This window comes from Sphingomonas sp. CFBP 8760, from assembly GCF_014841615.1.
Taxonomy (GTDB): domain Bacteria; phylum Pseudomonadota; class Alphaproteobacteria; order Sphingomonadales; family Sphingomonadaceae; genus Sphingomonas.
This window is the reverse complement of sequence record NZ_JACYUG010000028.1, coordinates 1-13,290: the sequence shown is the minus strand read 5'-3', so window position 1 is coordinate 13,290 and position 13,290 is coordinate 1. Positions and strand designations below refer to the sequence as shown.

Here is a 13,290-nt window from a genome sequence, read left to right as displayed (position 1 = left end):
CGGTNAGTGGAAATCAACACTCCTGCCTCCGTCACCAGGTCGCAGTCCAGCATCGCCTGGTCCATGTTCTTCAGGAACGCGACGAAGATGGCCTTCTCGTCGTCGTCGTACCATTCGAGCGCCTTCAGTACGACGGGCGCCTTCATCCGATCCTTGAGGGCAGGAACCCGGTTGAAAACCTTGTTCGCCTCGGTGGTGCCTAGGAAGGCGACGGCGGCCTCGCCGTCAAGCAGCATGTCCATGAGGTCTCCGCCGATCACCTCGCCCATCGAGGGCCTGCGCGCGGCGCGGTTCGTCTCATCGAAGATCACGAGCTGGACGTCGTGCTCGCGGAGCGCGCGGTGGGCGCGCTCCCAAGCGACCGCGGGCTTCATGGCATGGTTCGGATTCGGCTTCTTCAGGGCGCGCAGAATGGCCTGCGGAACGGAGATCTGCATCCCCGTGGTGTCCAGCGTCGCGATGATCACCGGGCGTCGCGCATCGTCGGGATCGGTGGGGCGGTGACGCTCCTCCAGCCGCTCCGCCCCGATGGTCTTGCCGACGCCCAGTTCGGCGATCGTCCGGACTACTGGCATGGCTATCCGACGACCGGTCTCGGCCCGGGCGGCGCGGATCGCGAGCGCCTGCATGCGGAAGCCGTCCAGCCCCCCCACCAGCGCGTTCTGCGGCCCATGCCTGACCCTGATCGCGTTGAACCTGCCCGTGGCCTCCGCGGCACGCGCCATGCGGGCGGCCGGGCTTTCCTGATCTGACATCATGCTGCTCCTGCTAGTATTCGCCGATGGTCTTGCGGGACGAGCCGCTGCGTCGCGGCGACGTCGCCTCGGTCTGGGACTGCCCACGAGGCGGCTGGCCACCGCGGCGGCGGTCCCGGGCCGGGATGCGCTGAGGCTTGTCCGACCCCTCGCTGGCGACGTCCTTGCGAGGCGCGCGCACCTCGTCGTCGATCGACCGGATCGCTGCGACGTCGTGATGGATGAAGTCGTCCAGCGTCACCGCTTCGGCCGGCTCGATACTGAGATCGAGAATATTACCGACCAGCTGATGGATCCGGGGGATCTCGTTGAGCTTGGCGAGCTCCGCCTTCTGCTCGCGACTGGCGGTGACGTCGATCGAGCGGATCGCACGTATGCGCCGGGCACGCTCAGCCAGCCACTGCTCCTCGCTGTTGAACTCGTCCGCCTCGGCCTTCGCCTGGTCCCGGATCTGCTTGTGCAGCTCGAGCGGCATGCCTTCCGAGTAGTTCGAGTACTCGCAGACCAGCAACACGTATCGGCGCGTCTTGCCGTTCCAGACGAGGATACGACCGATGTTCATCCGGTCGAACTTCAGCTTCGTGCGCGCGCTGGCGTCGTCGCGTCGCTGTCGCCGGGGCTCGATGGGTACGAGATCGTCCAGCAGGTCCGAGACCGCACCGGGATCGTCTGGAGGGCTCGTGTATCTGAGGCCCCAGCGGGTGACGCCGGCCTTGTCGACCTGTACGTTGAAGCGGACCTCCATGATCTCGTTCATGAACCGATCGATCTCGTGACAGATCTCGATATGGCCGCCCGTGCCCTTCTGGAACACGAGTGCGGGCTGCCGCCCGAGGAGCCCTTCGTGCGGCTCCGTGTGGTACTCCGCCATGCACTGGTTCATCAGCGCCTCGAGGTCCTCGAGGATGACGCATGCCTTGATCCTGGCATCGTACTCTCGCTTGCTTGCGCGTGCGATGGGAATGGTCACGCCGGGGAGGCGGCTTGTCAGCTTGCCCTTGATCGTCCTGAAGAGTCTTTCGATCACCGCCTTGTAGGTCGGACGCTTGATTGGCGCGAAACGGATGGAGAAGCCGGCTCCCGCGACCGCGTCCTCGAGACCGTGACCACGAAATTCGCGGCCGTTGTCGACGATGATGATGTCGGAACGGCCGCAGAGCCGACGCAGGATCGGATGCTTCTTCGCCATTCCTGGTGGCGGCCGCTTCTGTCGGTTCGCTCTCCGGATGACTTCGGCCACCGTCCAGAGCGATGGCGGGAAGGCGGTGATCACCCAGCCGAGTACCGCTCGCGAGTAGACGTCGACGAGCACCGTCAGCCAGATCTCGTTGAAGACGATGTCGTTGTCGAGATCGATGACCACCGACATCGGCAACCGGGTATGGTCGATCATGGCAAGCTGCAGCGGATGCTTCGCCTTCAGCGACCGGCCCGATCCCTTCCATTCGGATCGCATCACTGCCGCGCCCTCCATGGTCGCCGCCGTGTAGGCGTTCTCGAGTTCGCGCCACGACCGGTAGACCTTCGACTGGCTGGGGATAGGGTAGGGTACCGTTGGCTTCTCGTGATCGGGATGCTTGCCGGCGTTGATCTCATGGACGAGCGTCGCCACCTCGGCCGCGATCTCCTCGATCGTGCCAGGCTCCGTCTTGACGCGCAGGCAGACCTTGTAGATGATCCCATCGATCAGGCCGTCGCTGTAGCCACCGCGCGGGACGCGTCCCCACATGCGCACGAAGTCGGTGAGCCGGCGGTCGCCTGGGGTTCCCCGTTCGCTCCGCCAGCGCCTGATGGTCGGCGGACTGTCGAACGCGCCGAATTTCTCCTCGAGCTCGCCGGGCCAGTGCTTCTCGAGCGTACGTCGGATCGAGAGGTTGCCGCTCTTTGCCCCGTGCTCGTCGCAGCATAGGACCTGGGCCAGCATCTTGGCCGCACCAGGCTCGAGGGGCAGCGCCTCGCCGGCGACCGGGGGTGCCGGATTGCCCTCGGCATCCCGGTTTCCGAGTATGGCACGATAGTCCCAGTCGGTCATCCGCGCGATCAGGCGCGCCGAGATCAGAGGCGGAGGCTCGACGACGCGCAGTTCGCCGTCGATGGTCATGTCGTCCCAGCCCTGCTTCGTGAGAAGGCCGACCTCGCCCCGCTCGTCCTTGCGCAGATAGGGCATGCCGGTCTTCATGTGCATCAGGTAGATGCGTCTGCCGGGCAGCAGGCCGTTGTGCTTGTACGGCTCGATGCCGATCATGATGATCGCGGACCGCGAGATGACGAACTCCGGCTCGCTGTCGGGGCCGAGCCATTCGTCGCCGGGACTGGGATTGGCTGGGGTCATCGGGCTTTCTCCCGGCTGCGTGGTGTCGCGCCCCGTCGGAACGGTCGCGGCTCAAGGATGGAAGGAACGACCGCCTCCTCAGAGAATCCGGACAGGGCTGTTCGGGTGGACGCGACGGGTGAGGTCCATGCTCACTCGCCGCTGGATGAAGAGGGCCTGCAGGACTGCCTCGCCGGCTTCGATGCACCGGGGCGACAGCACCTTCGAGACATCCCAGTAGGTGGCTTCAGGTCCATGCTTCGTCGCGAAGGCCTCCAGTCGTGCGACATGCTGACGGCTGACGTGCGCGAAGCGCCGCATGGCGAAGCGCTCGGCGTTCTCGCGGTGATGACGGCCGACGAAGATTTCGTCCGCCAGGACGATGCGGAAGATCCAGCCGCATCGACGGCATATCTCCGCGACCGCAGCGAGCTTCAGCAGATATTCGGGCTTGCGCAGGTCCCGCTCGGTACGCTTGATCTCGACGACGTGGCGCCTGCCATCGATCCGCATGTCCGCATCCGCCGTGTACCCGAACCGCTTGCGGTCCAGGGAGAATCGAAAGCCGATGCCTTCGCTCTGGATCCAGTCGACCGTCTGGTCGCACTCGGCGGCGATCAGGTGATCGAAGGCCGGCATGCCTTCCCAGTGCTGGATCCGGCGGGACTTCCATCCGGGCCACCAGCCGCAGACGTGAGGCAGGCCTCCCGAGAAGGTGCGCAGGCTGCCGCCGGATTCCTCGGTGATCACCGTGCCCATCGAGCATAGGTCGTCGGAGGCGATGCCCGGGTGTCGGTCCGGCGTGATGCCGAGATCGCGGAGGCGGATGCTGGACGCCTCGTAGGCCGGGTCGAGAAGCATCGCGCCGATCTCCTTCGCCCGGGCGATGGAGGCGGAAAGCGGCGTGGCCACCTTGACCGTGCGGGTGCCTTGGAGATCGTCGTCGACGTCCTCCTGGGTCGACGTGCACGCCTTCGTCATGCGGACTGTCGGAGCGAATGGGCCGCGCGGCCTGAAGCCTCGTCCAGATTCATCCTGCGCAGCCGGGCGTCGATCGCCCGCCGACAGACGCGGTTCATTCGGCTTGCCGCGACGTCCGGCAGGGCGGCAGTGTCACCTTTCGTAATGCCGCCTGGAACGGGGGAGAGACGTGCGTCGCCGTCTTCCTTCCGGATGCCGCCTGCCATGCGCACCGAGATCGGCTGACGAAGGGGCAGGCCGCGGGCGATCGAAGCGGCGTGCGCCGTACCGTGCCTCATGTCCGCGACGCGTCCACGTACCCCACTTGCACGCGTGCTGGCGGATCCGGCGCCCGAGCCGTCATGATCGGCAGGTGCCGGGACTCGGAGGCGCTGGGGATCGATGGGATCGTGCTGCATCATGGCGAGGGGTCCTTGCGGGTGGTGGGAGCGTCGGAAGCCGGCGTGACGGGAGAAGATCGAGGTGGTGGGCCGTGTCAGGCAGCCCGCGGCATGCGCAGCCTGTCGAAGAGCCCGGGCAGGCGCACCGGTACTGGCGGGGTGGGGGAGATCAGACTGTCGCGACCCAGGACCGTCTCCATGTCCACGGACACAAAGCGGCCGATCACGAGGCCGAAGGCGATCGTGAAGCCGTTCGACGGGTGCGGATGGAGGGCGTCCGCCAGATCGCCCAGCGTCAGGCCGGACCGGCTGGCGAGCATGCGCTGGGCGATCGCCTGTTGGGAATGCGTCGGCACGATCGTACGATAGATCGCAAGGCGCTCGAGGTTCGCCCGGAAGATCGACGATCCGATGGCATCCCTCGTCTCGACGACGTGTCTGGCGCCGAGCGCCGCCGCGGCAAGGCCATGATGTATCATGTCTCGTCGCACGGCGTCTCCGGCACACGCCGATCCATCCATACGAGGATCGACGATATCCCAGATCCCGTCGGCATGCTGGCGGGCACGGCCAGGCCGGGAGATGGCGACGGTGTCCGGCGTCAGGACGGTCAGGCGGAACGGGTACGCCAGCGTCTTTACGATGTCGGGCCTGACGACGTCCGCAAGCATGACCGAGTCGATCGGACGTCTGTCTGCGTCCATGTCCGACGCCCCGCAGCCCGTCTCGATCCGCATCACGGCGTCACCGTCCGCGAGCACTACGGGGATATCGAACGCGACCCCCGCCCAACGCGGCCTAGCGGTCCAAGGCCTGCCCGAACGCTGTGGCCGCCCGCCCACCTGTTCGAAACGATAGCTCCTCGAAGGGCTGCGGGAGGATGTGTCGATGGGCATCTTAGACCTTTCTGCCATGATAGTACCCTTGATGTAGCCCTCATGTCTGCGAGTTCAACTGGTTTTATCCGCCATGATAGGATGGCGAAGGATTCGTTTCTTCTGCTAGGATATCGACGGTGTCGCGCCGGCGACGTGTGATACGTGGCTGGAATGGACCAACGGATGTGCGGGGAACACGAAGGCGGGAAGACCGCCGACCGTAATGAGACGGGCAGGATGGAACACCCCGAAGCGGAACGTCCGAACTTGGAGCAGCTCCTCGATGAGCTGGGCTATCAGCCGCGCCATGCCGACTGGCTCTTCATGCGGTCCCTCGGCTCGGCGCACCAGCAAAAGCTGCTCGCGAGGCTGGCCGGTCTCTTGGAGATCCGGCGTGGCAAGACGGTGGAGAAGGCGAGCGAGACCGCCGGCGTCAGCGTCCCCACCATGTATCGGCTGAAGAAGCTGTGGCAGAACGAGGACGGGCGGACGCTGGAATCGCTGGCCTCCTTCGTCGTGCGACGCGTGCGAGGCCCGGGCAGGAAGGACCGGCTTCAGGCAGCACGCGAAGTGGCCCGTCGCCTGGCCGGTCGAGGCGGGATGGTGGACGATCTGTCGACCAAGGCCTTCGCGCATCTCGTGCAGGAACGGTCGCCCGACCGGATATCGATGACGGCCGCTCTAGCGATAGCCAGAGACGCGCGCCGGCGGGGAAAGCTCACGGCCGGACGTCTCGCGACCGATTATGGAAGAACCATCGTTCTCGACTCCTGTGCGGTATCGCTGACGCTAGCTCCGTCAGCTGGCCATCCGTCCACCATCGCTATACTGGCGCTGGTCGTCGAAGCCGGCGCAGGGCTGATCCTGGCTGCGAACGTTTCGGACGAGCGGGAGGCGGCAAGGAGCCAGGAAAAGGCGCTCGAGCAGGCTCGCCAGTTCATAGCTGCGGAAGGCATCGACGTCGCCGAAGGGAAGCCAGCCGACCTACACGTCGTCGTCGGTCCTGATGGAGACGTCTTCTCCGCGATGTTCAGGCTGGCGATGGTCCGACGGCTGGGTTCGGATAGCGTCACGGCGCGAGGAGTGAGACGGTTCGGCCGCGCGGCGATCGACGTGATCGGTCCCGATCTCGGCCGTCTCAGGCTGCTTCCTGCAGCCACCCAGGGCGGCAGCGTCTCGGCGGCGGCGATCAGGACCCTAGGGCGGAATCCCGTGCCCCTGGAGGTGGCGCAGTCCGTCGTCGATCGCACCGTCAAAGCTCACAACGCCCCGATCCTGAAGAAGCTCAGGTCACTGGCGATCCTCGCGCCGGGGGGAGAGGGCGGCATCATGGAAGCAGCCCTGGCGAACGCGCTGCATCGCCCCCCGCCGCCGCGTACCACCAGGATAATCCTGTAGCCCGGAAACTGGGAGAACGCTGAGGCGAAGGCCGGCGGGGCCACGGCGGCGACCATGTCGCCCCCTCCGGTCCGGCATGGCGTGAACGCGTCGGCCATCATGCCCGATCCGTGCCCGACTAAAGGCCGATCGACTTCCATACCGTCGCGATGCTTTCGATCCGACGTCCAGGCGGACAGGTCGTCCCGCTCGGCGCCGTGCTTCCGCGGCGCCGTCGATAGGGCATGACCGCCCCCCGGGGCGGAAAGTCGTTCGGCCCGGCGTCGGCTGAAACGACCGCGGAACTTCGCGACGTCGCCGATCCGGCAGACCGGCCCCGCGAGCCTCGTCCCGACCGATTCGGCGATCCCATGTCCGCACCGTCGGCGACGAATGCCTCGCCGTCTGGCTGTCCACGCCCGCGCGTGGATGACGACACGCGCGTCCCGTTCCCGCCGCTGCACACCCCCCAGCCGGCCGCTGAACACCCCCCGGCCGGCCCCCACGGCGCCCAGGCGTCCACTCGCACCAATCAGCACGCAAGGGAGAACTAGCATGTCCAAGGAAGTACCTGGCCTCGTCGGGGTGGGGCCACACCGCCAGGCGGAGACGCTAAGAAGGGTGGCGCTGGTCACGGACTACGTGGCCGGACGGATGTCGAGTAGAGACGCCATCGCCAGGCTCGGCGTCTCCGAACCGACGTTCTGGCGCCTCGTCAGGGCATGGCGACAGGCGGGACGGGCCGAGGCCTTGCCGGGCGCCGGCTCCCGGAAGAGGCCTTCCTTTCCAGTCAGTCGCGAACAGGCGGCAATCGTCGCCGAGGCGGAGGCCGCCATGCCTGCCGTGCCCATCAGCAGGGTCGTCCAGCTGGCCCTGGACCTGGGTCGCGCTCGGGGCGTCGCGATGCCCGGCGTGACGAACGTGCGGAACTGCGTGACGGCCGCACGTCGTGGGCGCGGGCTGCGACCGGCAGGCTTCGCCGAACTGGTGCTGGGCTTCTGCGCCGTCGGACTTCCCGTCTTCCATCCCGATCACGGAATCGTCATGCCGACGATGTGCCTGCTTCTCGACGTTCGCATCTCGGCGATACCCCTCGGGCTTTCGCTGTCGCTGCGACCGCCGGAAGCCGGGGACGCCGCGCGGGCGTTTCTGGATGCCATCGCGCGTGCCGATACCCATGACGAGGTCATTGCCGATCGTCTGACCGTGCCGATCGGGGAGGGCGCGAGATGGGCGCATCTGACGGCGTCGCTCGAAGGCGCCGGGCTTGCCGTTGCCGCCCATCCGCTGCGCCCTCGCTCCGGACGGGTGCTGTCGAGACTGCTGGGCTTACGGCCTGCCGGCATCGCCCTGCATGCGGACATGACCGATCGTGCCATCGGGTCGAGACCCTATAGAATGCGCGAGGGCGAGCCGTTGTCCCTGGACGACGCCGAGGACGTGATGCGCCACCGGCTTTCGGACGCCCTTCCAGGACCACGGCGGGTTCTCGTGCCGGACGCCGGGCGTCGCGGGACACTTTCGGCGGCGATGCTTGGGATCGCTGCGGAACCCGCCGCCGCCGCATAGCCAGACCACGAAGCCGCTCGTCCGCCCGCATCCCTCGGAGCGCGCAGCCGAACCGCTTCCGTGACGTCAGACCAGGTGCCGCCCTGCCGTTAGGTGCCGGTGGTCCGGCATGTGGCGGAGATCGATCGTCTCCGACGTCTGCGATCACCCAGCAGACCACGCCGGCCTGCCTGACACGCGCCCGATATCCCTACCGGTCAGCCTCCGCCGTCCGCCCACATGCCGCGGACGGTCGATCCAGTGGCGGCCTCCTGTCTCGACCGTCCAGGTCTCGGCGTCGTCCCGCGCGACGTCGACGCCTTTCGAATGTCCATCCCAGCCCCAACCAGAAGGACGTACAATGACCACAGACGTCGACCTCACGTTCGTACAGCCCGATCGTCGGCCCGAAGTCCTTCGAAGGATACTGCTGGCCGAACGCTTTCTTCGCGAACCCGGCCGTCGGAGTGCCGAACGGTTCGCTGCCGAACTGGGGATCGGCGTCGCCCAGTTCTACAACGTCGTGCGGTCCTGGCGGGATACGGCTCGGCCCGAACTGCTTCCCGGGGCCGCCGAGACCCGCAGCCGGGCCACCTCGATGTCGACGACCCAGCTCGAGATCGTCGACCGGATTGTCGCCGACAACCCCTCCATGTTCGCCGCCGACATGTTTCCGCTGATCGTCGTCATGGCGCAGACCAGCGGCGTGCCGCTTCCGCATCGGGACACGGTGGTCGCCCACGTGCGGAACTCGCGTCCTTCGTTTCTTCCCCCGGGGGAGTGGTCCGACGCCGACGTCGTGGTGGATCACGCGGTGCTCGACCTGCCGGTCGTTCACGACGGAACGTCGACACGCCCTCTCGCGACGATGGCGATCGATCCCGTGGCAGGTGCCGTAACCGGCATCGTCCTGTCGATCGGGACGCCGGATGCGGCCACCACCGCTCGAGCCCTGCTGCGATCCCTGATGTTCCCGTCCGAGGTCGGCCATGCCATGTCGCGCCGACATGCACGCGTCGTGGTCGTGGCCCGGGCGCTGGAGGAGACGAACGCCCTGATTCGGCCTCTCGCGGCCGCGGGCGTACGGCTCGTCCCCGCTCTGGTCGGGGCTCACGGAGCCGGGAGGCATGTCGAGGCCCTGCTTGGCGACCGGCCGTCCGGGATCAGGCTTCGTCCCCGACTGGTCTGGGCCACCGGTGACCGGCGTTCGACGGTGGGAATGAGGGGAGGCGGTCGTCCCATGAGCCGGGCCGACGCGGAAGGGCTGGTCGCTGCCCGACTGGTAGGACCGGTGGTCGAGCGAAGGGGCTGCCAGCAGGACCAGGACCACTCGTCGACGCTCATCGCAGGTCTGACCGCCATCGTTCAGGCCGCCGGAACGGGCATGTAGCATGACCGCATTGCAGCCTCGATCGTTCCGATCGCGCCGGACAGACGTCCATCGGCCTGTCCGTCGCCATCGTACATACCGATGTTCCTCAGCGTCTGCAGCCCTGCCTCGTTGTGCCTCTGCACCTCCTTCGACCACAATGCCCTGGCCTGATCGAGCGGCAGGCGATGGAGAATCCGTGTCCGGGACAGGTGATCCATGTCCACGGAATCCATCTTTCTGGGATGGATGACCATCCGCCCCACCTTCGGGCCGATGATCTGAAGAACCTGTCGCCCGGTCCCGTAGCCGCCCGCACCGCCGACGAAGACGTCCGAGAAGTGCGGCCTGAGCATCCCATCGAGTTCGGCCGTCGCGAAGTCGGAGCCGACGACCAGGGAGAGGTCGATGTCCGGCGCCGTTGATGGCGGGAGATCGGCCCGATGCAGGCGGATCGTGGCGGCGGCTGCTTCCAGCGCTGCAAGCTGCAGAGCGCTACGATCGGCAAGGAGGCCGAGCGACGTTCCCAGCACGACCCCGCTGGCCTCCTCCATCACGATGGCCACCACCGCGAGGTTCGTGGGGTCCTCGTCCGCTATGATCGAGACGGCGACCAGATCGATGCCGAGGGCTCGCCCATAGGCTTCCCTGACGAAGTCCTGATCGCCTGCGAGCACGCGGCGCTCGCGCTGAACGAAGCGTTCCGCGAGCTGCAGCGCCGCCAGATAGGCGTGGTGTTCGCCTCGCTCCGACGGCGGCTTGGACGTCTCCAACATCAGCTTGGCTACGTCGACGTTGCGTAGTCTCGGATGGGACCGCAGTATCGCATTGGCCAGCGCTTCGCGGGGATCCTTTTCGGGCGCCGCCGGTCGGCGGCGTGACGATCGCGTCTCGTTCGGGATGATGCCGGCGAGGGAATGACGACGCCATGCTCTCCGCAGATTGAAGAAGGCAGCGCGCTGCAGACCGATCGAGTTCGCCAACGGGCCGAGGGGCTCGCCCTGCTCGGCGCGCCATACGGCGTTCAGTCGGCACAGTATCGGGATGCGGTCCTTCGGCGAAAGCGCGTCGAGCAGGATGCGATCCCGGTCCGGCATTCCGTCAGGCCAGATGCGGGCGAGAAAGTCCGGCGACGTGACGTCGGCCAGATGGCATTCGTCGGGGGCATTCTCCATGCGTGACGTTAACCATTCCGAGAGCCGTCGTCTACGCGAAACCACTTACCTCCTTGTCCTAAGGGCTCATCGTCCTTATCTGTCTAGTGCAAAGCACTTACCTCTTGGCGTAAGATGCATGGATGGGATGCAAGGCATGATCGACGTCGTCCTAGGCTCAGGCCATTTCGAAACGCCCTCGTCGGTGGCGATCATCGTGGAGCGGGTGCCCTATGGGGACGGTCCGGAAGACGATGTCCTTCTACTGCAGGTGCTTCCCCGCGATGGATCGCCGGCAGCCCGGAGCTTCACCACCGTGGAGGTCCTGTCGCTCTCCCTCGATACCGGCTCGTGGTGGGCACGCGAGGGCGACGAGGCGATGGCCCTGAAAGCTCCGAGGCAGCGGCGGCGCCTCCCCGTAGACCACATGATCGACAGGGCTTGCCGATGGACCCCGTCGAGATCGGTTGCGCAGCAATAGGTCAGGCGCCGGAGACGACACATGACGGGATTTCGCCTCCATGACGATCGATGCACGTCCATTTCGATCGTGACGGTCGGTCGGACGTCGTTGGGACGATGGAGCATGGCGGACGACGGCTGCGCGGGTGCCCACCCGCTCCGTCATCTGGTCGCATTCCTTCGCCGCCTCGCCGGCGCGCGACGACTTCTTCGGCTGGCTCGCCGACCGCGTGGATCGCTGGGACGACTGGGCCCGCCTCGCCTACGAGAGGTGAGCCGCAGCGCTGACGCAGCATCTGGTCACTCTCGTGCTGGAGGGTGGGGGCTGGCCGCCGTGACTAACGAGATGGCGAGTTATAATCTCCGATTGTGGACCGCACGATCGTTTGCACCCACCAGCACGCCAGCTGGGTCACAAGGGGACCGGAAATCGGGCGCTTGGGCGTCCCCGTGATGGTCTGAGCATCAGGCCTCGCCTGACCGTATGCGGACCGGGCAGCCCCGTCGCTTGCCACCTCGCTGTCCGTCATCGCGGTGACGTGCCACAGGTACCCGCACTGATCGCCTGAGCGGCAGCCGAGGTCGTGCTACCCCGTGGCGCCTACGACGCGCACCAGTTCTGCAGGCCCATCGCCGGCATGCGGGGCTATCACCGTGATCTCCGGCACGCTCGAGCCTGCCAGCGGATATCCCGTCAATTAGCAGCTCCGTCGCAACCGCCACCGAGTCGAATGATGTTCCAAACTCGGGCATTTTCGCCGCGACGCCACCCGATCCGAAAACACACCACGGGACTACCTCGCCGTCGTCACCCTGGCTGCGACTATCGTACGGCTCCAGGTAGCTGTTCACGCCTTTTGGGTCCTGCCGACGGTGAGGGTCGAAGCTACCTACCCCCTATCGAAAGGGAGGAAACCGCAATGCAGACTTGTCCTTCGTCCCAGCTGGACCTGCCCTTCGCGAAATCTTCACCAGCGTAAGACCGACACTGCCAGCCTATCGCCGAAGGGTGGCGTTGATGCGATCCACAGAGTCGATGATCCGGTGGTGTCCGACGCCGAAAGTCAGGGCGGTCTGACGACGGCATCATGGTCGAGGTCTCCACATCCCACAGGATTGGCCTGACCTCAACACCGCAGGTGGCGCTTACCTCGCGTCTCCACCTTTCTAACCCCGCTGGCCAATGTAATCCCGGCCGCCTTATGAAAAATAGGTGCAGGCTTAATGACAAAGGACAGATTTGTGGTCGGGGAGACAGGATTCGAACCTGCGACCCCCTGGTCCCAAACCAGGTGCGCTACCAGCCTGCGCCACTCCCCGACTGCGATTTCCCTTAGCGGTCGCCCTTGTAGAAAGGCAAGCGCCATCATCGTCAGTGGCAGGGAATGGCAGCGATTGGCAGGACATTCCGGGAGAAGTCCCGGAATAGTCCCGGACGATGTTCGCACGGTGTTCCGTCGATGAGGCCAGGCAAGCGCCCAAGTCAAAAAACGCTGACCCCTAGGCAAAATGCCCTCGCCGCAGGGAGCAATTTCTACATTACGCCTTCAAAGAGCGCCGATGACATCCTCACTATGACGCCGCCAGCTGGGATGCTGTTGACCTTCAATGAGCTTCAAGTGGGGCGCAGCTATCGCGCCGAGAAAGAAATACGATTTTGAAAATTGAGCCACGAAGCCAAAGATCGTAGCATCTGGATCAACGCCCCACTTGTAGGTGAACTGATCGCCAATGTCGGTGTTTCGCCGGTTTGTTACCCGGAGTTCTGGGAAGAAGCCAATTGCGTTCGCCACGCCGTCACCCACGCTAGAGCATAATCCGAACGGCGTGAATCGTTGAGGGATTCCCAAGGGGACTGAAGTCTGATTCATGCTTGTCACCGGTGACGGGAGGCCGGTCAGATGGGCAAGCCGTTATCGATGGACCTGCGGGAGCGGGTTGTTAGTGCCATTTCGGGAGGCATGTCCCGCCGGGCGGCTGCAGCGCGGTTCGGAGTAAGCGCGGCGAGCGCGGTGAGGTGTTCTGGACTTGCCCCGGAAAAGTGGAGAGTTCCCCTGAGGTGAAAGGCGAACTCG

Annotated in this window: 12 protein-coding genes, 1 tRNA gene and 1 pseudogene; 6 read left to right on the top strand and 8 right to left on the bottom strand. The window is 65.8% G+C overall.

What is annotated here, in order from left to right; all coding sequences use genetic code 11:
• Nucleotides 1–5 precede the first annotated feature (5 nt).
• From IFT82_RS20630 to IFT82_RS19170, 5 genes are all read right to left on the bottom strand, one after another.
• The coding region (locus IFT82_RS20630; RefSeq protein ID WP_207105847.1) for a TniB family NTP-binding protein at nt 6–758 on the bottom strand (753 nt) is incomplete at its 3' end.
• 10 nt (nt 759–768) lie between these two features.
• Complete coding sequence (locus IFT82_RS19180) at nt 769–3,087, bottom strand: DDE-type integrase/transposase/recombinase (protein WP_192129734.1); 2,319 nt, start codon at nt 3,085–3,087, stop codon at nt 769–771.
• 78 nt (nt 3,088–3,165) lie between these two features.
• Nucleotides 3,166–4,047 (bottom strand): hypothetical protein, encoded by an 882-nt coding sequence (locus IFT82_RS19175; RefSeq protein WP_192129733.1) that lies wholly within the window; start codon nt 4,045–4,047, stop codon nt 3,166–3,168.
• Complete coding sequence (locus IFT82_RS20625; protein WP_207105846.1) at nt 4,044–4,448, bottom strand: hypothetical protein; 405 nt, start codon at nt 4,446–4,448, stop codon at nt 4,044–4,046. Before IFT82_RS20625 ends, IFT82_RS19175 begins: the two co-directional genes overlap by 4 nt.
• Nucleotides 4,449–4,522: 74 nt before the next feature.
• Complete coding sequence (locus IFT82_RS19170) at nt 4,523–5,167, bottom strand: hypothetical protein (RefSeq protein WP_207105845.1); 645 nt, start codon at nt 5,165–5,167, stop codon at nt 4,523–4,525.
• 375 nt (nt 5,168–5,542) lie between these two features.
• Between IFT82_RS19170 and IFT82_RS19165 the strand changes: the two genes are divergently transcribed.
• The 3 genes from IFT82_RS19165 (at nt 5,543) to IFT82_RS19155 (ending at nt 9,620) form a co-directional block, all read left to right on the top strand.
• A complete protein-coding gene (locus IFT82_RS19165) occupies nt 5,543–6,703 on the top strand; it encodes a hypothetical protein (RefSeq protein WP_192129731.1) in 1,161 nt (386 codons plus the stop codon).
• A gap of 534 nt (nt 6,704–7,237) precedes the next feature.
• The gene (locus tag IFT82_RS19160; RefSeq protein ID WP_192129730.1) at nt 7,238–8,251 is read left to right on the top strand and encodes a hypothetical protein; all 1,014 of its coding nucleotides are present in this window, start codon (nt 7,238–7,240) and stop codon (nt 8,249–8,251) included.
• A 340-nt stretch (nt 8,252–8,591) separates the two neighbouring features.
• On the top strand, nt 8,592–9,620 hold the full coding sequence (locus IFT82_RS19155) for a hypothetical protein (RefSeq protein ID WP_192129729.1): 1,029 nt from the start codon (nt 8,592–8,594) through the stop codon (nt 9,618–9,620).
• On the opposite strand, the gene IFT82_RS19150 is transcribed toward IFT82_RS19155, so the two are convergent.
• The gene (locus IFT82_RS19150) at nt 9,596–10,774 is read right to left on the bottom strand and encodes a hypothetical protein (protein WP_192129728.1); all 1,179 of its coding nucleotides are present in this window, start codon (nt 10,772–10,774) and stop codon (nt 9,596–9,598) included. The genes IFT82_RS19155 and IFT82_RS19150 overlap by 25 nt on opposite strands.
• Nucleotides 10,775–10,910: 136 nt before the next feature.
• On the opposite strand from IFT82_RS19150, the gene IFT82_RS19145 reads away from it, so the two are divergent.
• Nucleotides 10,911–11,234: a hypothetical protein gene (locus IFT82_RS19145; protein WP_192129727.1), complete on the top strand. Its 324-nt coding sequence runs from the start codon at nt 10,911–10,913 to the stop codon at nt 11,232–11,234.
• Between the two features lie 127 nt (nt 11,235–11,361).
• Nucleotides 11,362–11,490 (top strand): hypothetical protein, encoded by a 129-nt coding sequence (locus IFT82_RS21255; RefSeq protein ID WP_274602278.1) that lies wholly within the window; start codon nt 11,362–11,364, stop codon nt 11,488–11,490.
• Nucleotides 11,491–12,458: 968 nt separating this feature from the next.
• Here IFT82_RS21255 and IFT82_RS19140 read toward each other — a convergent pair.
• Together IFT82_RS19140 and IFT82_RS19135 are read right to left on the bottom strand one after the other, a co-directional pair.
• Nucleotides 12,459–12,535: transfer RNA gene (locus IFT82_RS19140), tRNA-Pro, on the bottom strand.
• Between the two features lie 227 nt (nt 12,536–12,762).
• Nucleotides 12,763–13,020 carry a hypothetical protein gene (locus tag IFT82_RS19135; RefSeq protein ID WP_207105844.1) on the bottom strand — a complete coding sequence of 86 codons (258 nt, stop codon included), beginning with the start codon at nt 13,018–13,020 and terminating at the stop codon, nt 12,763–12,765.
• 96 nt (nt 13,021–13,116) lie between these two features.
• Between IFT82_RS19135 and IFT82_RS19130 the strand changes: the two are divergent.
• Nucleotides 13,117–13,233, top strand: a pseudogene (locus tag IFT82_RS19130) (IS630 family transposase); the annotation flags it as partial.
• Between the last annotated feature and the right edge of the window lie 57 nt (nt 13,234–13,290).

What these genes read in the sequence shown, in the direction of transcription:
- IFT82_RS19155 (WP_192129729.1), top strand. Translation starts at nt 8,592, where the DNA reads ATGACCACAGACGTCGACCTCACGTTCGTACAGCCCGATCGTCGGCCC.
- IFT82_RS19160 (WP_192129730.1), top strand. Translation starts at nt 7,238, where the DNA reads ATGTCCAAGGAAGTACCTGGCCTCGTCGGGGTGGGGCCACACCGCCAG.
- IFT82_RS19180 (WP_192129734.1), bottom strand. Translation starts at nt 3,087, where the DNA reads ATGACCCCAGCCAATCCCAGTCCCGGCGACGAATGGCTCGGCCCCGAC.
- IFT82_RS19150 (WP_192129728.1), bottom strand. Translation starts at nt 10,774, where the DNA reads ATGGAGAATGCCCCCGACGAATGCCATCTGGCCGACGTCACGTCGCCG.
- IFT82_RS19145 (WP_192129727.1), top strand. Translation starts at nt 10,911, where the DNA reads ATGATCGACGTCGTCCTAGGCTCAGGCCATTTCGAAACGCCCTCGTCG.
- IFT82_RS19175 (WP_192129733.1), bottom strand. Translation starts at nt 4,047, where the DNA reads ATGACGAAGGCGTGCACGTCGACCCAGGAGGACGTCGACGACGATCTC.
- IFT82_RS20625 (WP_207105846.1), bottom strand. Translation starts at nt 4,448, where the DNA reads ATGATGCAGCACGATCCCATCGATCCCCAGCGCCTCCGAGTCCCGGCA.
- IFT82_RS19165 (WP_192129731.1), top strand. Translation starts at nt 5,543, where the DNA reads ATGGAACACCCCGAAGCGGAACGTCCGAACTTGGAGCAGCTCCTCGAT.